The organism is Rhodohalobacter barkolensis (assembly GCF_002834295.1).
GTDB lineage: Bacteria > Bacteroidota > Rhodothermia > Balneolales > Balneolaceae > Rhodohalobacter > Rhodohalobacter barkolensis.
In genome coordinates this window covers 956,107-976,376 of the sequence record NZ_PISP01000001.1, presented here as the reverse complement: position 1 = coordinate 976,376, position 20,270 = coordinate 956,107, and the positions used below count along the sequence as shown (strand labels likewise).

At 43.2% G+C, this 20,270-nt stretch carries 18 protein-coding genes and 1 pseudogene; 18 read left to right on the top strand and 1 reads right to left on the bottom strand.

Annotated elements, in window-relative coordinates; genetic code table 11:
• The first annotated feature begins 2 nt into the window (after positions 1-2).
• The 18 genes and pseudogenes from CWD77_RS04080 to CWD77_RS03995 all read left to right on the top strand — a co-directional run bounded on the left by CWD77_RS04080 (position 3) and on the right by CWD77_RS03995 (position 17,828).
• Entirely contained in the window at positions 3-1,148 is a 1,146-nt protein-coding gene (locus CWD77_RS04080; RefSeq protein ID WP_101071940.1) for a glycosyltransferase, read from the top strand.
• On the top strand, positions 1,132-2,259 hold the full coding sequence (locus CWD77_RS04075) for a Gfo/Idh/MocA family protein (RefSeq protein ID WP_165779068.1): 1,128 nt from the start codon (positions 1,132-1,134) through the stop codon (positions 2,257-2,259). Before CWD77_RS04080 ends, CWD77_RS04075 begins: the two co-directional genes overlap by 17 nt.
• Positions 2,260-4,419, top strand: coding sequence for a bi-domain-containing oxidoreductase (locus CWD77_RS04070; RefSeq protein WP_101071938.1), 2,160 nt, complete (start codon positions 2,260-2,262; stop codon positions 4,417-4,419). It abuts the gene before it with no gap.
• A 71-nt stretch (positions 4,420-4,490) separates the two neighbouring features.
• Positions 4,491-6,080 (top strand): heparinase II/III family protein, encoded by a 1,590-nt coding sequence (locus tag CWD77_RS04065; protein WP_133120174.1) that lies wholly within the window; start codon positions 4,491-4,493, stop codon positions 6,078-6,080.
• Positions 6,081-6,271: 191 nt separating this feature from the next.
• Entirely contained in the window at positions 6,272-7,492 is a 1,221-nt protein-coding gene (locus tag CWD77_RS04060) for a glycosyltransferase family 4 protein (protein ID WP_101071936.1), read from the top strand.
• Between the two features lie 363 nt (positions 7,493-7,855).
• Positions 7,856-8,089: an addiction module protein gene (locus CWD77_RS04050; protein ID WP_101071934.1), complete on the top strand. Its 234-nt coding sequence runs from the start codon at positions 7,856-7,858 to the stop codon at positions 8,087-8,089.
• Positions 8,086-8,385 (top strand): type II toxin-antitoxin system RelE/ParE family toxin, encoded by a 300-nt coding sequence (locus CWD77_RS04045; RefSeq protein WP_101071933.1) that lies wholly within the window; start codon positions 8,086-8,088, stop codon positions 8,383-8,385. Before CWD77_RS04050 ends, CWD77_RS04045 begins: the two co-directional genes overlap by 4 nt.
• Positions 8,386-8,568: 183 nt before the next feature.
• The gene (gene wecB, locus CWD77_RS04040; protein ID WP_101071932.1) at positions 8,569-9,663 is read left to right on the top strand and encodes a non-hydrolyzing UDP-N-acetylglucosamine 2-epimerase; all 1,095 of its coding nucleotides are present in this window, start codon (positions 8,569-8,571) and stop codon (positions 9,661-9,663) included.
• Positions 9,664-9,765: 102 nt separating this feature from the next.
• Positions 9,766-10,125, top strand: coding sequence for a GxxExxY protein (locus CWD77_RS04035; protein ID WP_101071931.1), 360 nt, complete (start codon positions 9,766-9,768; stop codon positions 10,123-10,125).
• A gap of 501 nt (positions 10,126-10,626) precedes the next feature.
• Positions 10,627-11,922 (top strand): nucleotide sugar dehydrogenase, encoded by a 1,296-nt coding sequence (locus CWD77_RS04030; protein ID WP_101071930.1) that lies wholly within the window; start codon positions 10,627-10,629, stop codon positions 11,920-11,922.
• A gap of 308 nt (positions 11,923-12,230) precedes the next feature.
• Entirely contained in the window at positions 12,231-12,404 is a 174-nt protein-coding gene (locus tag CWD77_RS15525; protein WP_165779067.1) for a hypothetical protein, read from the top strand.
• Positions 12,391-12,762, top strand: coding sequence for a type II toxin-antitoxin system VapC family toxin (locus tag CWD77_RS04020; protein WP_101071928.1), 372 nt, complete (start codon positions 12,391-12,393; stop codon positions 12,760-12,762). Before CWD77_RS15525 ends, CWD77_RS04020 begins: the two co-directional genes overlap by 14 nt.
• A gap of 305 nt (positions 12,763-13,067) precedes the next feature.
• Positions 13,068-13,286, top strand: a complete 219-nt coding sequence (locus CWD77_RS04015) for an addiction module protein (RefSeq protein WP_101071927.1) — start codon at positions 13,068-13,070, stop codon at positions 13,284-13,286.
• Positions 13,287-13,560: 274 nt separating this feature from the next.
• Complete coding sequence (locus tag CWD77_RS04010) at positions 13,561-13,938, top strand: GxxExxY protein (protein WP_101071926.1); 378 nt, start codon at positions 13,561-13,563, stop codon at positions 13,936-13,938.
• A gap of 106 nt (positions 13,939-14,044) precedes the next feature.
• Entirely contained in the window at positions 14,045-15,115 is a 1,071-nt protein-coding gene (locus tag CWD77_RS04005) for an NAD-dependent epimerase (protein WP_101071925.1), read from the top strand.
• Between the two features lie 640 nt (positions 15,116-15,755).
• Positions 15,756-16,940 carry an MraY family glycosyltransferase gene (locus CWD77_RS04000; RefSeq protein WP_101071924.1) on the top strand — a complete coding sequence of 395 codons (1,185 nt, stop codon included), beginning with the start codon at positions 15,756-15,758 and terminating at the stop codon, positions 16,938-16,940.
• 422 nt (positions 16,941-17,362) lie between these two features.
• Positions 17,363-17,605 (top strand): annotated as a pseudogene (locus CWD77_RS15750) (DUF6883 domain-containing protein); the annotation flags it as partial.
• Between the two features lie 10 nt (positions 17,606-17,615).
• The gene (locus CWD77_RS03995) at positions 17,616-17,828 is read left to right on the top strand and encodes a DUF4926 domain-containing protein (RefSeq protein ID WP_101071923.1); all 213 of its coding nucleotides are present in this window, start codon (positions 17,616-17,618) and stop codon (positions 17,826-17,828) included.
• A gap of 270 nt (positions 17,829-18,098) precedes the next feature.
• Here the strand turns inward: CWD77_RS03995 and CWD77_RS03990 are convergent, their stop codons facing one another.
• The gene (locus tag CWD77_RS03990; RefSeq protein ID WP_101071922.1) at positions 18,099-19,898 is read right to left on the bottom strand and encodes a capsule assembly Wzi family protein; all 1,800 of its coding nucleotides are present in this window, start codon (positions 19,896-19,898) and stop codon (positions 18,099-18,101) included.
• Positions 19,899-20,270: the final 372 nt, after the last annotated feature.

The following is a 20,270-nucleotide window of genomic DNA, read 5'->3' as shown; positions in this document are numbered from 1 at the left end:
AAATGAAGATTTTACTAAATGCTTCTACTATCAATGTTGGGGGAGGCCTATTTGTCACAATCAATTTTATAAAAGAATCACTTACAGCTTCTTTAGAACATGTAGAATGGCACTACCTAATTTCTGAAGTTGTAGATAAAGAATTAAATATTGCATCTGTAAATTTACCTCAGGGCAGCTATTCCGTTATTAATCGATCCCCTGCTAAAATAATTTCTAGAAAAAAAACACTCAGAAAAATCAATGAAGTTGAGAAAAGAGTAAGCCCGGATATTGTTTATTCCATTGGTGCGCCTTCTTATGTTAGCTTTGATTCTACAGAGGCATTAAGACTAACGAATGGATTAATTACTCATCTTAATTCGGAAACTTTAAGTTGTTATGGATTTATAGATAGGCAAAAGTTTCTCACTAAAAGTTTTATACAACAAAAAATAGTAGGCAGATCGAAATATTTTGTTACTCAATCAGATACTGCCAAGCGGGGGATTCTTAAATTAACAGGTGAATCACCAAATTCAGTAAAAGTTATTCCTAATTCTATTTCTAAAACTTTTCAAGATTATAAGACAGTAACTAATACGAATGTAAATGAAAACTTTATCTTTTGCTTGGCAGCTCCCTACCCTCATAAGAATATAGATAAAATACCATTAGTAGCTCATGGACTAAAAGAATCGGGATATCATGATTTTAAGTTTATACTTACTTTACCCGAAGGATCTAAAGTATTAAATGAAATCAATCAAGAAAGTAAAAAGTTAAAGGTATCAGATCACATTTTAAATGTAGGTAAACTGACTCAGAAGGAGTGTGCAGAATGGTATGAAAAATCCAGTGTGGTGTTCTTACCGACTTATTTAGAAACATTTTCTGCTACGTTATTAGAGGCGTTGTTCATGGAAACGCCTATTGTTACAACAGATTTTAGTTTTAATAAAGATGTGTGTGACGATTATGCAGCTTATTTTAAACCGGGTGATTGGCGCGGTGCTTCTGAGCAGATAGATCGAATATTATCCGAATCAAGTTTTAGAAACGAGCTTATAATGCCTAAGAAAGTTTTTGAGGATAAATTCAAATCTTTTCGGGAAAATTATTTAGAAACCGTTGAATTTTTGAATGAGGTATATGAAAAAGAAAGTTAAGGGGAAAAAAGGTTTTAAAAAGGTTTTTCGTTATTGGTCAGTTTATGGGTTGTCCAGAACTCTAAACAAAGTATCAGGCAGGTTAAGAAGCTTCAACATTTTCAAGCCTAAATTTTTATCAAGAAATCCTGTCATCGGGTTAATTGGCTGTGGTCAATTCCAGTTTTCTACCATCGCTTATTTTCTTTCAAAAGGTAAAAAAAACCGTTTTCTGTTTTGTTATGATATAGATGAGAAAAAGGCAGAGTCATTAGGAAAATATTACAAAGTTCCTGCGGTGGTTCGAGAGCAGGAAGAGGTTTATAATCAAAGCGGTACAGATTTGGTTTATATCGCTTCAAATCATGCCTCACATACAACCTATGCTTTAAAGTTTTTAGAAAAAGACATTAATGTTTATTGCGAAAAACCCGTCTCTGTAACATTTACTCAGTTTGAATCACTGATAAAGTCTATAAATAAAAGTAACGGGTCTTTTTATGCAGGTTATAACCGCCCGTATTCCCAGGCCGTTCAAAAGATAAAACAGAGAGTAAAAGAAAAAAATAATACAGTAGGTAAGTTCTCTCTTAATTGTTTTATTTCCGCCCATGATATTCCAGAAGACCATTGGTATCGAAACCCGGAGGAAGGCACTCGAATTTGTGGTAATGTAGGTCACTGGTTGGACCTCATGATCCACATGTACAATTGGAGAGGTTACATTCCAAAAGCTTTCAAGGTTCAGATTGCCTATTCAAATACGAAAGAGCCGGATGATAACATTACGATTTCCATTACAACACCCGAGGGAGATATAACATCCATCACCATTACTGCACGTTCCGAACCGTTTGAAGGAATTAATGAAACGATTAATTTTCAGTACGATACCATCATTGCAAAGATCGATGATTTTAGAAGACTCACTATTTGGGATGAAGAAAAATTATATAAAAAGAAATACAGGCCAAAAGATGTCGGCCACAAACGCTCTGTTATGCAGCCTTTTGAGAAAGACAACAGAGATTTAAATGAAGTGATAGCTTCTACTGAGCTAATGTTACATATCACAGAGATGGTTAGAAACACGGTAACAGAAAAAGAAATTGAATTAACACGAAGTTTATAAATGCATCAAATCATCCAAGATCTCAAATCCGGCGATACCCTATTAGAAAAAGTTCCCATTCCTCGAGTCGGTTCCGGCAAAGTGCTCATTAAAACTCATCGCACCCTGGTTTCTCTGGGAACGGAAAAAATGCTGGTCAGTTTTGGTCAAGCAAATTTGTTAGACAAAGCGCGTCAGCAGCCCGAGCGGGTAAAGGAGGTCATCAACAAAATGAAAACCGACGGCATACAGCCCACGGTGGAAGCGGTATTCAGAAAGCTGGGAACGCCACTGCCACTGGGGTACAGCCAGGCCGGTGAAGTGGTGGAAGTGGGAAAAGGGGTAACGGAATTCAGTCCCGGAGACCGGGTGGTTTCCAATGGAAATCACGCCGAGTATGTGGCTGTTCCCAAAAATCTGGTCGCCAAAATCCCGGAAGACGTTTCGTATGAGGAAGCTTCATTTACAGTCGTGGGCGCTATTGGCTTGCAAGGCATTCGCTTGGTTCAGCCTACCTTAGGTGAAACCGTAGCGGTCATCGGTTTGGGTTTAATTGGGTTGATCACAAGCCAACTACTCAAAGCTAATGGCTGCAAAGTAGTCGGATTTGACCTGGACGAAGAGAAACTGAAGCAGGCAGAGAGTTATGGTATCACCACCGTAAACTCGGGCAAACAAGACCCGGTTCGTTTCATGGAAGAATTTACGGGTCAGGTAGGCGCCGATGCGGTGATCATTACCGCCAGTACCCAATCCAATGACGTAATCAAACATGCGGCCAATATGAGTCGCAAGCGCGGGCGTATTGTGCTGGTGGGGGTTATCGGGCTGGATATTGACCGGGCAGATTTTTACGAGAAGGAGCTGAGCTTCCAGGTGAGCTGTTCCTACGGTCCCGGTCGCTACGATGAGGAGTATGAACAGCGTGGGAATGATTATCCGCTGGCCTATGTGCGATGGACGGAGAAGCGGAATTTTGAGGCAGTTTTGGAGGCGATTAGGAATGGGAGTTTGAATGTGCAATCATTGATTACGGAGCGTGTGAAGCTGGAAGATTATTTAGAGATTTATGGGGATATGGATGGTGGTAAGAGTATTGCATCTATTCTTGAATATCCTGTCGATCGAACCACAGAGGGCACGGAGAACACAAAGAAAAAGCAGTTAGGTAGGACGATTTCGATACCTGAGACTGATTATAAAGGTGGTAAGGGAACCATGGCGATTGTGGGTGCGGGGAATTTTACGCAGGCGATGATTTTGCCTTCGCTGAAAAAGGGTAGGGCGGAGATGAAATATATCGTGAGCTCAGGCGGGCTTTCTTCGACTACTCTGGCCAAAAAGTATGGGGTACCCAACAGCACCACGGATCTGGATGCGGTGTTACGTGATGAGGATGTGGATGGAGTGGTCATTACCACCCAGCATAACCTGCATGCCGGAATGACTATTCAGTCCCTGAAGGCCGGAAAGCAGGTCTTTGTAGAAAAACCGCTGGCCCTGAAACCGGAAGAGCTGGATGAGATAATAACCACGGTAGAAGAGACAGGAAATACGGTAACGGTTGGATTTAACCGCCGGTTCTCTCCTCATGCCGAGAAGATGAGATCCTTTTTAGGCGAACGTCCGGGTTCAATGAATGTGATTGCCACCATGAACGCCGGGCATATTCCCCCGGAAGTGTGGGTTCACGATCTGGAATCGGGTGGCGGTCGTATTGTCGGAGAGGCCTGTCACTATGTGGATCTGATCACCTACCTGACCGGCTCCAAAGTAGTTGAAGTGAGCATGCAGGCCATGGGCACAGATCCCAAAGAAAACACCGACAATGCCTCCATCCACCTCAAATATGAAAACGGATCGCTGGGTGTGATCAACTACTTTGCCAACGGCAATAAATCCTATTCCAAAGAGCGGGTGGAAGTGTATTACCAAGGCAACAACCTCATCCTCGACAATTTCCGAAGGCTGGATGGATATGGATATGGAAAAGGGTTTGGCAGCAAGCTGTTGAAGACGAAGCAGGATAAAGGGCATCATAAACAGTTCGAGCTCCTGACCCAGCGCTGGAAAGAGGGCGGCGAACCGCTCATTCCGTTTGATGAAATTGTGAATACAACAAGGGCGACCTTTGCGGCAATTGAGTCATTGAAGAAAAAAAGGCCGATAAAAATACAATAAACCACAAAGGGCACAACGAAGGCACAGTGAACACAACGTTGTGTTCTTTGTGAAAATCCTTTGTGTACATTGTGGTTCAAAAGCTAATGTTGAAAAAGCTCAATCGATATTATCACACCCTCAAACACCTTAAGCCGATACAAATACGGTATCAGGTGTGGTACAGGGTGAGGGACCGGTTTTTTCCGGTTGAAGTGCCAGATGGTCTAAAAGCTCCTGAATTTCAGGAGGTAAAGCTCAAACCGTTTCCAAAACAGTTTGAGCACTATTTGGAAGATGGCCATTTTTCACTGTTACATCAGGAACACACATTCAATGAATCCATCAACTGGAATTACTCGGGTTACGGGAAACTGTGGACTTACCATCTGAACTACTTCGACTATCTTCATCAGCCCGGGATGAGATGGGAAACCGGGAAAGAGCTGATGGATGACTTCCTTGCCGATATTCAAAATCGAATGGATGGAATGGAGCCGTATCCCATCTCGCTTCGCACCATTAACTGGATCAAGTTTCTGGCTGTTCATCAACGCTTTCCTCAACATATCGTGGAATCGCTCCATGTTCAATATCTGGTACTAACCAAAAAACCGGAGTACCACCTTCTTGGAAATCACCTGCTGGAGAATGGATTTTCTCTGCTCTTCGGCGCTGTATTCTTTCAGGATGAGAAATTGACTCAACTTGCGAAAAAGATTCTGTCTAGAGAACTCAATGAACAGATTTTAGAAGATGGCGCACATTTTGAGCTCTCTCCGATGTATCACACCATTTTACTTCAGAGGGCACTGGACGGGTACAACCTGCTCATTAACAACAATCACGATCTCAAAGAGATGCAGAATCTCCTGGAGCAAAAGATTCAGTTGATGGTCAACTGGTTGGATACCATGCAGTTCAGAAACGGCGACATACCGATGTTTAATGACAGCACGCATGGGCAGGCGTTGGATCCGAAGACCATACTGGACTATGCAAAACGACTCGGATTTAGTCCGGAACCTATTAAGCTGACTGAATCGGGCTATCGTAAATTTGAGTCCGGCGATTTTGAAATGGAGGCCGATGTGGGATCGGTTGGACCGAGCTATCAGCCGGGTCACGCACACTGCGACATGCTCTCTTTTGTACTTTATCATAAGGGCAAGCCGGTGATTGTGGACAGGGAAATTTCAACGTATGAGAAAAACAGTCGCCGCGAAGAGGAGAGGGGAACAGCCTCGCACAACACGGTGATGATCAACGGTGAGGAGCAGTCGGATGTATGGGGCGGATTCAGAGTGGGAAGAAGGGCTATACCTGAAATTTTAGAGGATCTTGAAGGCGTTCTTTCGGCGACGCATACAGGTTATGAACATATTGGCTGTAAGCACAGGCGCAAATGGACGATAGAGGATGGAAGTTTACAGATTGAGGATTTAGTGGATGGTGACGTAAAGCGGGCAGAGGCTTGGTTTCATTTTCATCCTGAGGTGGTTGTACGGGAATTAGATCGCGGGACATTCCATATAGAAAACCTTATTTTGGCGCTCGATGGGTTTCGGTCAGCAGAGATAGAATCGTATGAGTACTGCCTGGGATTTAATAAAAAGACGGAAGCGTTGAGATTGCGGGTGGTTTTTGGGGATCGGTTGAAAACAGTGATATCAAAAGGTTAACCGCTGAGTGACACAGAGGAACTCACAGAGTTGCACAGTGTAAGATCAATACTCTGTGTAACACTGCGCAGTACACTGCGAAACATTGTGGTAAATGAATACATGAAAAGCTGATATACACCCCTCTTTATCTCCCCTTATTAGGGGAGAGTTTTTCTGAAAATTAGAGTTTAATCTGAATAATTAACTAAATGAAAATTCTATTCATCACGGACAATTTCCCGCCGGAAGTGAATGCTCCGGCTACGCGAACTTATGAACATGCGATAGAGTGGGTGAATGAGGGAGCTGAGGTAACCGTACTTACGTGTAATCCGAATTTCCCTCAAGGTAAAATTTATGACGGTTACAAAAACCGGATCAAGCAGGTTGAACATATCGATGGAATAAAGGTGGTTCGTTTGTGGTCGTATATATCGGCCAACCAGGGATTTGTTAAACGAACGCTCGACTACATGAGTTTTGCCTGGATGTCTTCTGTTTTCGGACTGTTTGAAAAAGCGGATGTGATCATTGCGACGTCGCCCCAGTTTTTTACGACGTGGGCCGGTTGGTTTTTGTCTAAACTGAAGCGCAAACCGTGGGTTTTTGAGTTGCGTGATCTCTGGCCGGAGTCGATCGCAACGGTCGGAGCCATGAGCAAAGAGAGCCGTGCGTACCGAACACTGGAAAAGATAGAGCTGGGTCTCTATAAATCTGCTGATCTGGTTATACCCAATACACCGGCATTTAAAACAAATTTAGTGAATCGGGGTATTCCGAAAGAGAAGATGCATGTGATTCCAAACGGGGCGAACCTGGAGCTTTTTGATCCGGATCGGAAGAATCCGGAGTTGAAGGAGAAACTCGGCATCAAAGAGGAATTTGTGATCGGATATATCGGTACCCACGGCCTGGCTCACTCGCTGGATTTTGTAATAGAATCGATTGCGAAGGCTGATTTCGGGAATATTCACTTCCTGTTTATCGGAGACGGTGCAGAGAAAGAGAAGGTGAAATCGATGGCCGAAGACAAGGGGCTGGAGAATGTGACTTTTCTGGATCCGATTCCAAAAGATCAGATACCGGATTACTTGGCATTGACGAATGCATCATTGGTGCCGCTAAAGAAATCGGATACGTTTAAAACAGTGATCCCGTCCAAGATATTTGAAGCGTGTGCGATGGGTAAACCGATCATTCTGGGGGTAGAAGGTCAGGCCAAAGAGATTATTGATGAGTTTGATGCGGGAGTCTGCTTTGAACCGGAGAACAGTACTGAATTTGCGGATGCGGTAAATCGATTGGTTGGGGATAAGGAGTTGTATCAAACACTGTCTGAGAATGCATTGAATCTAGCCAGGGCCTACGATCGAAAAAAGCTAGCGAAGGAGATGCTGGAGGTTATTCGGGAAAAAGTTGTTGGAAAATAGTAAATGGTAGATAGGAATTTTAAATGGTGAATGATGAATTTTGAATTCTACCTCGTCTGCCGAATTCCGACGTGGGTTTGCGGCGGTTCGTCCGACGAGTGGATTTTCAGGCTGCAGGACTCAAGTCTCAAGCTCTTTTTTTACCACGATGTTCACAATGGATTTCACCAAGGTCACTAAGTTTGTTAAAATAAAACTTTGCGCAACTCTGCGTCCACTGCGGTGAATGGTTCCTCGATGTTGAACCGCAGAATATTGAATCACTAATAACGAATGTTGAAGTGTCAGTTCGATATTCATATTGCATAAATTGATAGAATGGACGTTATTAAGACAGTATAATCCCAATTCCCGGAGAAATCTATGAGCAAATCAGACACAAAAGAAATACTTGAAAGGGTGGAAACTCTCTCCAATGATGAAAAGGTCTATATCGCAGATCAAATACTTCAATCCATGCATGAAGTTGATCCTGAAAACGATAAACAATGGGTGAAAGTTGCAGAAGAGAGGTTAACTCAGGTTCGTGAAGGGAATGTCACATTGAAATCTGAGGAAGATCTGTTCGAGGAGATTGAACGAAAATATAAAGGATGACTGTCCAGTTTCACCCGGATGCCGAATTGGAGTTCAAGAAGGCAATTGAATATTACGAACAGCAGGAGAGAGGGCTCGGAATAAAGTTTTCAGGTGAAGTCAAAAGAGTGTTAGAGAGAATACGAATAAACCCTACGGCATGGACGTCTATTTCAAAAAACCTCCGCAGATCTTTAACCAATCGATTTCCGTATGGAATACTCTACCACTACAGTGAAGCTAATAATATAATTTACGTAGTGGCAGTGATGCATTTACATAAAGAGCCGAAGTATTGGAGAGACAGAATGGAATAGTGAAGGGGGGGATGTCTGAACCGCAGAATATCGAATGTAAAATTACGAACTCTGAAGTGTCAGTTCGAAATTATGATTGCTGAGGGATAATATTTCACTTTTGCCGTTTCACTTTTTACCTTAGATCGCTAATCACATCATGACCAGGATAATTATTTTAAAAATTAAACAGAACAAAATAGCATGTACATAGATCTCATTGCCGGAGCACGACCCAATTTTATGAAGATTGCTCCCATTATTGACGCCATCAAAGCAGCAAAGGAGAAAGGAACGGATATCGATTTCAGACTGGTACATACCGGCCAGCACTACGACAAGAATATGAGTGGTTCCTTTTTTGAGCAGCTTGGGATTCCGGCCCCGGATGTGAACCTGGGGGCGGGCGGAGGAACGCAGGCGGAGCAGACTGCGGCCATTATGACCGGCTACGAAAAGCTTCTGATGGAGAAGCCGTCGGATCTCTGCCTGGTGGTGGGAGACGTGACTTCCACGATGGCGTGCGCAATTACCGCACAGAAAATGCACATTCCGGTGGCGCATGTGGAGGCGGGCATCCGGTCGGGCGACTGGAAAATGCCTGAGGAGATCAATCGTCTGGCCACGGACGCGGTGACCAACTACTTTTTCACCACTTCTGAGATTGCCAACGAAAACCTACGAAAGAGCGGTGTGGAGGATGACCGGATCTTTTACGTGGGCAACACAATGATCGATACGCTGCTAAAGCATCGATCGCGGTTTCAAAAGCCCGCCGTTTGGGATGAAGTGGGCCTGGTAGAGGGGAATTACCTGGTGATGACGCTGCATCGTCCCTCGAATGTGGATGAGGAGGAGAACCTGAAGTCGTTGATGGATGAGATTATCGCGAATACAAAAGATCTGCCGCTGGTCTTTCCGGTGCATCCGCGAACGGCGAAGATGTTGAACAATCTGGGGATCAGTCATGAGCGTCTGCATATGGTGGAGCCGCTGGGGTATCTGGAGTTTAACTACCTGGTGGAGCGATCGAAGGCGGTGATTACCGATTCGGGCGGCATCACGGAGGAGACGACGGTGATGGGTGTTCCGTGCATGACGCTGAGAGACAGCACCGAGCGTCCGGAGACGATTACCATCGGGACCAATGAGCTGCTGGGCGTGAACCCTGATGCGATACAACCGGCCCTGGAGAAACTGTTTGCTGGCGAGTGGAAGAAGGGAGGCATCCCGGAGATGTGGGACGGGAAGACGTCGGGGAGGATTGTTGAGCATTTGATTGAATTGCTGAATAAGTAGGAAGGTTTTAATAACCACAGTGGTCACAGCGGTTCCTCGGCGAACACAGCGTGGTGGACGCCGTGAAAATCGCAGCGATCGCTGTGGTTATACGTTTTGGATATGAAAGAACTGAACATATTGGCTACGAAAGTATTGGATTGCGCCTTTACGGTACATCGGGATTTAGGGCCGGGGTTGTTGGAGTCGGCATATCAAATGGCAATGGAGGCGGAGCTATTTGATGTGGGTATACCCTTTGTTGCGCAGCAGGAAGTGCCTCTCGAATATAAAGGAAGATCTATTGCAACAGCTTATCGACTGGATCTCTTTATAGATAATAAGCTTATTGTCGAATTAAAATCCGTTGAAGTTCTCCACGACATCCATCTTGCCCAGGTTCTCACCTATTTAAAGCTTACCAATTGTCGTTTGGGACTGCTCTTGAATTACAATGTAAAGTTGATGAAAACAGAGGATTAAGCGGGTGATATTGTAATTTGATATCTGGGTAATAGCTAAAGGGTTAACCACAACGAGTACAAAGAAGGCACCACGGACACAACGTTGTGTACTATGTGATTAACATCTTTTCAATATGGAATCTAATCCTTTTTATAATATAGGGTTGGATTCTTTTTTTTTGAGTTCTATAGATTGAGTTATTAGTTGATGAGATAACCACGGTGGACACGGCGGATGCACAGCGGACACAGCGTAGTGAACGCCGTGATATTCGCTGCGTACACCGTGGTTTGTATCTTTTTATTATGGATGAACTGATTCAAAATGCTATGAATGTTTTGGACTGTGATTATATGAGTTCTTAATTTTGATTCATTAGCTGTGAGGTTTAGCTATGGAGGACACTATGTAGTCAAATTTGAGTTTGGTTAAAATTTCATCATGGCGAAGGCTTACTTTTTTCAATATCTTTCGCGCTTGCATTAACCTAGAAGAATAATAATAAAGAGGAACAATTCATTGAATATCAAGAACAGTAAGATAGCTATCATCGGGCTGGGATATGTGGGACTGCCGCTTGCCGTTGAGTTCGGTAAAAAATTCCCAACCGTTGGATTTGATATAAACAAGAAAAGAGTCGACGAACTGAACAACGGTCACGACCGTACCCTTGAGGTGGATGATGCAGATCTGAAGTCGGTTGTTAAACAAGATTTTAACGGGAATGAGAACGGGCTGACCGTTACCTCAGAAACCAAGGATCTGAAAGCGTGCAACGTTTATATCGTCACCGTACCTACACCGACCGACAAGCACAACCGTCCAATTCTTACACCGCTCCACAAAGCCAGTGAAACCGTAGGGAAAGTGCTCAAGAAAGGAGATGTGGTGATTTATGAATCAACCGTTTATCCCGGTGTGACCGAGGATGAGTGCGTACCTGTTCTGGAAAGTGTCTCAGGGCTCACTTTTAACAAAGATTTTTATGCGGGTTACAGCCCCGAGCGAATCAATCCGGGCGATAAGGAGCATACTGTAACCAAGATCAAAAAGGTAACTTCAGGCTCTACACCGGAAATCGGAAAGTATGTGGATGATCTTTACAAAGAGGTGATTGTAGCCGGGACTCACCTGGCACCGTCCATTAAGGTGGCGGAAGCCTCAAAAGTGATTGAGAACTCACAGCGGGATATCAACATCGCGTTTGTGAATGAGCTGTCAAAGATTTTTAATCTGCTGGAGATCGATACAAAAGATGTACTGGAAGCGGCGGGTACCAAATGGAATTTTCTGAATTTTCATCCCGGACTCGTAGGCGGACACTGCATCGGCGTGGATCCGTACTACCTGGCACAGAAGGCGCAGGAGGTGGGTTATCATCCGGAGATTATCCTGGCCGGCCGGCGAATTAACGACAGCATGGGCAAGCACGTGGCTACGGAAGTTGTGAAGTGCATGATGCGAAAAGATCTGAAGGTTCTGGAATCGAATGTGTTGATGCTGGGAATTACCTTTAAGGAGAACTGTCCCGATATTCGTAACACCCGGGCAATTGATATCTATAACGAGCTTCGGAGTTACGACATGAATGTAGATGTGTTTGATCCGTGGGCGGACCCCGAAGAGGTAAAGGATGAGTATGGTTTAGAGCTCACGAATGGGAGTGATCTGCCGAAACTGGAGAACTACTCGGCAATTATCCTGGCAGTAGCACATGAGAAGTTCAGAAACCTGCCGATCCAGAAATCGGATGAGTGTGTGGTATTTGATGTGAAGAGCTTCCTGGATAAGGACAAGGTGGATAAGAGGCTGTAAGTGTAGAATTAACCACAGAGTAGCGCAGAGGAAATCGCAGAGTCGCACGGAGTTAAATGTAAGCTTCCCTTAAAGTTGACAACTCCGTGAAACACTGTGTAGTACACTGTGAGACTCTGCGGTAAGAAAAGGTTAACCACAATGCGCACTAAGTATTTTCACGAAAGGTACGATGTTGAGATCGTGTTGCCTTCTTTGAGGTTTTTGTGGTGATAAGGATTAACCGCAGAGTGACGCAGTGAATACTGATCAAATGTTTTTGATTTAGTATATTGAGATTCATTACCAACTTAAGAGTTCATGGAACCATGGCACTTACCATTCATAAAAAAGATTCCGAAAAAACGATCCGGGAAACAATCCGGAAAGCAACAGAACGGAAAAGTAAAAAGACGGTCGACCTGGATCGTTACTTTGGAAAGGTAGATTTTGGAGTAGATGGGTTAACCTATCAGAAGAAATTAAGAGATGAATGGAAATAATATCGTTGCCGATACTTCTCTATTAATTAACTTTTTCAACGGAAACGGACCGGCTAAGAAGATCCTTCAAGGGCAGCAAATTTGGATTTCTGCTATTACCGAGATTGAGTTGTTGAGCCATCCCAAGCTTAAAAGTGAAGAAGTAAAACTAATAAATTCCTTTTTAAATGAGTGCCTCGTATTGGATTTAACGAAGCCGGTGAAACAGATAGCGATTAAGTTGCGAAGAAAAAAGATGTTGAAATTGCCAGATGCGATCATTGCAGCAACATCCATTCATCTAGGTTTTCCTTTGATCACTATGGATAGTGATTTTATTAAAATTAAGCAGTTAAATGCAGTGATATTGGAAGTGTAGATAATTTACGTTGCCGATTTCGAGTTCTTTGCTGAAATAAATGAACCACAACGTGCACGAAGGGATTTCACAAAATGCACAACGCTGTGAACTTTGTGCCTGCTTTGAGGTCTTCGTGGTGATAACGGTTGGATGGTGTAACCACAGCGTGCACGGTGAAGGCACTACGGACACTGCGTTGTGGGCGCTGTGAAATATCGCTGTGCCCGCCGTGGTTGATTATAATATTTCATAAAGTGTATGATTAATTCATTTCGTTAAAAATTATATTAATTTGAGTTTTTAACTCACAAGTTCTGATTGGTATGACAAAAAAGGAAAAACTTCTTGAAGAGGCATTGGAACTATCCGCTATGGAAAAATCCGAAATCATTGAGCAGTTAATGATGAGCCTGGATCAGCCCGACCGTGAAATGGATTCTTTATGGAAGAAAGAAGTTGAGCATAGAATTGATGCTTATAATGAAGGTAAAATAGGATCTGTAACGGTTCAGGAAGCTTACAAAAAGTATTCAAATAGATAACGATCAGTGGTTATCAGACTTCTTAAAGAAGCAAAGAAAGACTTGAATAATAGTGATAAACTCTGAGTAACACTGCGGTGAAAAGATTAACCACAGAGTATCGCTGAGGAAATCGCAGAGTCGCACGGTGGTTTTTAAAACTCTTGTAATTACTGTGAAACGATGCGGTATAATTGATTAACCACAGAGTTTCACTAAGTTGAACTCCGCGAAACACTGTGCAGTACACTGTGAGACTCTGCGGTATTCAAGGTGTAACGCGGTGGCTATTTTCATGAAACAAAACCAAATAACACATAACATCTTAAACGCTGCCTACAGAGTCCACACAGAACTTGGTCCGGGGTTGTTGGAATCTGCTTATGAGAACTGTCTGGCATATGAATTACGAGAAGATGGTATTTATGTTGAAACACAAAAACCTTTACCTTTGGTTTATAAAGAAGTTAAGCTTGAGTGCGGTTATCGGGTGGATCTTTTTGTTGAAAATGAAGTGGTGGTAGAAATTAAGGCTGCAGATGGAATTAATGATTTACATTTAGCACAAACATTGACATACTTGAAGCTGCTAAATAAAGAAGTCGGATTGATACTGAATTTTAATGTAAGATCATTGAAAGAAGGAATTAAACGGGTTATTAACTCTCTGTGAAACACTGAGAAGTACTCTGTGAAACTCTGCGGTGAAAAGATTAACCACAGAGTTACGTGGAGGAATGCGCGGAGTCACACGGAGTTTTTAAATAATAAATTATAGGATGAAACATAATAAAGAAAAAGTACTCGTCACCGGAGCCGCAGGATTCATCGGGTACCACCTGACTCAAAAACTCCTGGATCGCGGGTTTGAAGTGGTTGGGCTTGACAGCATCAACGACTACTACGACGTAAACCTGAAGTACAATCGTCTGGCCGAGTGTGGGATTTCACGGGAAGGAGCAGAGCAGTGGCAAAAGCCGGTACAAAGCAGATCACACGACGGCTACCGATTCATCCGGATGAACCTGGAAGACCGTGAAGAGATTCTTTCTCTGTTCGAGAAGGAGAATTTCGATAAGGTCATAAACCTGGCTGCGCAGGCAGGGGTTAGATACAGCCTCGAAAATCCGTACTCCTATGTGGACAGCAACGTGGTCGGTTTCATCAATATCCTTGAAGGGTGCCGGCACAATGATGTAAAACATCTGGTCTATGCCAGCTCATCCAGCGTTTACGGAAACAACACCAAGATGCCGCTCAGTACGTCTGACAGCGTGGATCATCCGATAAGCCTCTATGCAGCCACCAAGAAAGCGAATGAGCTGATGGCCCACACTTACAGTCACCTGTACGGAATTCCAACAACGGGCCTTCGATTCTTTACGGTTTACGGTCCGTGGGGACGACCCGACATGGCGCTGTTTCTCTTTACGGATGCTATTATAAATGATGAGCCGATTAAAGTGTTCAACCACGGCAACATGGTCCGGGACTTTACTTATGTTGATGATATCACCGAAGGAGTTTTTAAAGTGATGGAGGATATTCCGAAGCCTGTACAGCACGAAGACGGTAAGCAGGATGTATCTTACAGCAACACCGCACCCTACAAGGTGTATAACATCGGGAACTCCTCACCGGTGAAGCTGATGGATTTTATAACGGCCATTGAAAAGAGCCTGGGTAAGGAGGCGAAAAAGAATTTTATGGATATTCAGCCCGGTGATGTACCTCGGACGGAAGCGGACGTGACGGATTTGGAAGAAAATCTTGGATACAAGCCGGATACGAAAGTACAGGATGGAATTGATGCGTTTATCAAGTGGTATCGTGGGTATTACGGGGTGTAGGTACCGATCGGAGCTAAGACGTTTAAAAGAATATTTGAGAACCTGATAGGAATTTTGAGTGATGAATGATGAATTTTGAATTGTTCCTCGTCCTACGAGTGGTTTTAAAGGCTGTCGGTATCAAGTCTCAAGCCGCAGGACACTCATACTCAGACCTTTTTAACCACAAAGAGCACAAAGGATGCACTAAGGGCGCAACGTAAACTCTGTGCCACTCTGTGTAACCCTGCGGTTAACAGTTTTTTCACGGAATTTTGAATGATGCTGCGTGTTGTTCGCAGTCCCGAGAATTCGGGAAATTTTAAATTGATTCTCGTCAGTTCGAGCGTCGCGGAATGCAAAGTAGCAGAGTCGAGAACATGGTAATGTTTGTCAGAGGAGTCTTGACTATACTCGTCTTGAAAACTTTATTATGTTCGTAGTGACGAATTGAATTCAAACCTGTAAGGTGTAGAAATCATAGACCTAATTCTTCTTCAATAGATTAATTTTTTTTAATTATCAAAATGTTTTATTATAAGTTGTTGATGGATGAGGAATGTTATGAATACACAACTAATTAATAATAAATATCAGAGACGTTTAGACTTACCCTAACGAAGAAATTAAGAAGAGAGTAAGTTTATACGCTACAGATCAGATGGAACTATCACTATTACAGCTAACTACAGCCGCCATCATAACGGTTGGGGTTGTTTATTTAACTATCCCGCTGCTAATCAAGGTGGCCTACCACAAAGACCTTTACGATAAACCGGACGGAGAACGCAAACTTCACGACCGCTATATTTCATCTCTCGGAGGAGTTGCAATTTTTATCGGACTCTTTATTGGGTACGCTATTAGCGGCTATGCGGAGCAACTCACCGGTTTCGGTTATCTTTCTGCAGCTCTTGTACTGCTTTTCTTTACCGGGCTGAAAGATGACATCATGGGACTTTCCCCCAATAAAAAACTCGCAGTTGAAATATTGACAGGAATGCTCATCATTTTTGGCTGCAATGCGTTTATTGGTAATTTTAACGGGATTTTTGGGGTTGATCAGATTCCGCTCTATCTATCTATTCCGGTTACTCTATTTACAGTGATTGTAATTATGAACTCCTATAACCTGATTGATGGAATCGACGGTCTTGCCGGAGGTATCGGACTGATCGCCTCTCTTTTTCTGTCAGCCGGTTTTTTTGCTGCCGGAAATATGCCGCTCACAATTCTTGCTCTCTTCACAGCAATTGCAATGTTAGGGTTTTTGATTCACAATTTTCATCCGGCCAACATATTTATGGGAGACACCGGTTCGTTAGTTGTCGGTTTCCTGCTGGCATTTTTAACGGTTCATTTCATCGGACTGAGTGAGGTTCGCAGTTTTTCAATTATTTACAGTAATGCATCTACCGTACTACCAATCGCATTTCTGGCTATTCCCCTGTATGATACATTGACTGTATTCCTGAAACGCCTGGCTCGCGGTGACGGCCCATTCACTCCAGGACGTGACCATGTACACCATCAGCTTCTGGAGATTGGATTTACACAGCGACAGACAGCCGTAATGCTCTATCTTGTTACTATTTTAATCGGGCTTTTGGCTATTTCAATTGCTCACTTGAACAACAACATTGTTCTCGGTGTGATTATACTATCGATGGTTACGTTTCTGCCAACCAGCGGCTATAAGCGATTTATCTTCAAAAAGCTCGGGATTATTGATCTTGAGCGCTACTTTACCTATCAGGAGAGAGTTGCCGAGCGGAATGAAAGAACATCGGGTGTGGAAAGATCTTCCGGTCAAAAGAAAAAAAAGGAAGCCAAGCAGGTTGGGTAAGATTCAAGCCTCAAGCTTCAGGTAACAGTGACAGGTTCCTCGTCTGCCGAATTCCGGGGTGGTTTTCAGGTCTCAGGACTCAAGACTCTTTAAACCACAACGTACACAGTGGAAGCACTATGACTCAATACACTATTCAATCCTCACTGCGCCCACTGCGGTGAATTGTTTTTCGCGGATATTTGCAGAGATTTCGCAGATTAGCGCGGAATCTATCTTAGTGATCGTTGTGAAGATCGCATTGTTCTTTGTGGTTAGAATTTAGATTATATGTACAGATGACAAACATTCAATTTTTCTATTCTTTCTATTCCTGGAGTCATTAAACATCGTAAAACTATGGAATATTCTGATTTTCATATTGATATACGGAAACTGAGAGATTACTGCTTAAATCCTAGTCATCCTGTGGGAAACACAAGGCGAGAGTATTTGCCTCCCAATTAAGAATCGGGAAATCTAAGGCAAAACTTTTAAAAGAAAAGATATTGCATGAGATTAAAAATGCTGAGTTGGTACCCGGTCCCGAGGATCGGTTTGGAAAAAGATTCAGTGCTGATCTTTCTATAAATATTAAGGATCAGGCTGCAATCGTTAAAACCATATGGATACAAAAATCTGGCAGTAGTATTCCAGAGTTTGTGACTTGCTATATTATCACATAAATTGAAAATCATGTATAACATCAAAGAATTACATACTGTAGCCCTTTTAAAAGACCTTCCGGATAAAAAACTGCATAGGGGGGATGTTGGAACAGTTGTGGCTGATTTATCTGAAACCGTAGCTGAAGTGGAGTTTGTTGATAAAAAAGGTCGCACTTCTGTTTTGATTACGTTGGAAAAAAAAGATCTGATCAGACTTAGAATGGAAACCATTCCGGCTTAATGGGTTGAAATCTCTCTCTTATCTTTGTTAACATTTTAAGTGCAATGCTGTCCTTAGGCTCCTCTCAGATCAAAATTCTGGTACTTATGTCGTCTCTTCTTTCAAATAAGACTCTGTAAATTACTCTACGACCACTGCGGTGAATAGTTCTCGCTGATTATCGCAGAGTTAATCTTTGTGTACGTTGTGCAGCCCGCTGTGTCCTTTGTGGTTAAAAAATTTACCACCAGCCTCGGAAATTTGACAGACGAACCACAATCGTGGAATTCGTCAGTCGAAGGAATACCGCACACCAAGGCTTCCGCCAATACTGCTTTCTCTGAATTCCCCGGCATTAAAAGCTGTGGAAAAGCTGAACGAAAGGTTATCAATGCTTTTAAGAGTGTAGTTCATTTCAAAAAGAAAAGAGTATCGGTCTTCTCGTCTCTCTCCGAAATCGATCGACCCACGCGGAGCTTTGTAGAATCCTTCGGCTGTTCCGTAGTTACGGGTATAGGTGCCCAGGAATTTATAGCTCATATTGTTGTTCAAATTCCCTCTCAGTCCTAAGTGATGTCCTACGATGATATTATTATCCACCCGGTCGGTTTCCTGATCGCGTGTAATCAGCGGGATACCGATGGTTCGGCTGTAATGTGACCATCCAGATCTGTAGTAGCTGTGGTTGTAATATCCGGCACGTCCACGCTCTTGGTCCGATTTGGCGTCCTGTCGGCGGGTATTGATGTGCTCGTAAGTAATGGCGTTCAGAATTCTGTTTTCATCGTTAAAAACCAGATTCATACCCCAAACACCGTCCCAGGGGCTTCGGAATCGCTTAGAGACAGAATCCTCAAGATAGAAGAGCCGTGTAGCATTTAGATTGAACCCTTCTCCTTCATATTCCAGGGCAAATTCATAAGCGGCCAGGGAATTACCCAGAGCATTAGAAATTTGTGAGGGTGGCGCGTTACTGTCCGGGTTAGCCGGCCGGGAAAATACAATACGCAGATAGTCATCAAACGACTGTGGTGCCCGACCCAGTGTGGGATGCGTACCTCCCCAGAATGCGTTATGTATAATACCCCCGATCGTTGAGATCGGACCTGTATTCACCTTCAGATAGAGATATTTTTGATGGAGGTATGGACTATCGGTATATCGCTCATCTGTAAACCAGCCGTGGCTGTACATCGCCTTGAACTCGAGAATGTCGTTCGTCCATGGCACAGCGTTAAAGTCCGGTGTGGAGAACATGATGCGCGGAATGGGCACGGCGTTGCGGCTGACCATCATCGAGCCGATGGAGAGATCGTGGTTGTTGAGTCCGATAGGCCGGTCAAAGCGCCCGAAGTCCAGGCGGAAGGCTTTGTATTCTGCTCCAGCATAAAGCTCCGGGAAAAATGCGGTGGAGTTTTCGGAGACGCGGAGAGCGAGGTCTGCTCCGTAGTCCAGTTTAAAGTTTTCGGTTTCGTATACATCTCCTAAGGCACGGATGCGATTGAGAAAGTTGGTGGAGTTTGGATCGACGGTGCCCAGACGATTGGTGTGGAGGTGGAAGGGGAGTGTGGTTCCGGAGCCTGTGATTAGGGAACTTGTAAATAGGAATTTTGAATGACGAATGTTGAATTTTGAATTTCGAAGGCTTGGTTCTGAAAGTTCAATGTTTGAGGTTGAGTAGTTAGTCGTGTTTCTTGGGTCTTGAGAAGGAAGTTTGCAGTTGACAATTGGCAGTTGGCTTTTGGATTCTGTCAGTGCGCCGTGCCCCGATGTATTTAATCGGGGAGTCCACCTGTGCCGAGGCTCCGGAGGACAAGCTTGTCGAGAACTTTGTGGTTCTGCGTAAGGCTTCTCGACTCTATTCATCGCAAGCTCTTCATTACGCTCGAAGTGACGAATTTGGGAGTAGGAGGATTTATTGAGTCTTGAGTCGGTAGTGTCGGGTAACAGGTTTAAAGTTTCAGGTTTCAGGATTAAGGTTTTGGACCAATTTTCTGAGTGTTGAGCATGGATTCGGGATCCGGTCAACAGTATTATCGTGATAAGAAACACAAGAAAAATAAGTGAATAAATACGATAGAATGGATTCATGCCTTTAGAGTACCCGGATGTAGAAAGATTGTACTTGATGTGGTTGAATTGAAAGATAGAGGAAATATTGGAAACCGCGAAGGGTGCAATTGTATCCTATGAATTGTAAACAGGGTGTTACAATCATTTTTTTTATTTCTCACATTTGCTCTTTTACATCTTGAATAATCTAATGGCTTATTTTCCTTTACTGCAAGGAAGTTTAGTTTAAGTAAACAAAATTGAATAACAATGAAATATTTAGTTGGAATTCACTCAGACTGAAACTTTATAATTGTATTCTTAAGTATAATTTTAGTTGTAATAAACAATTGTAAACGTTGAATTAATGTATAGTTAATAATTACTAAAAAAATATAGTATTACATTTTC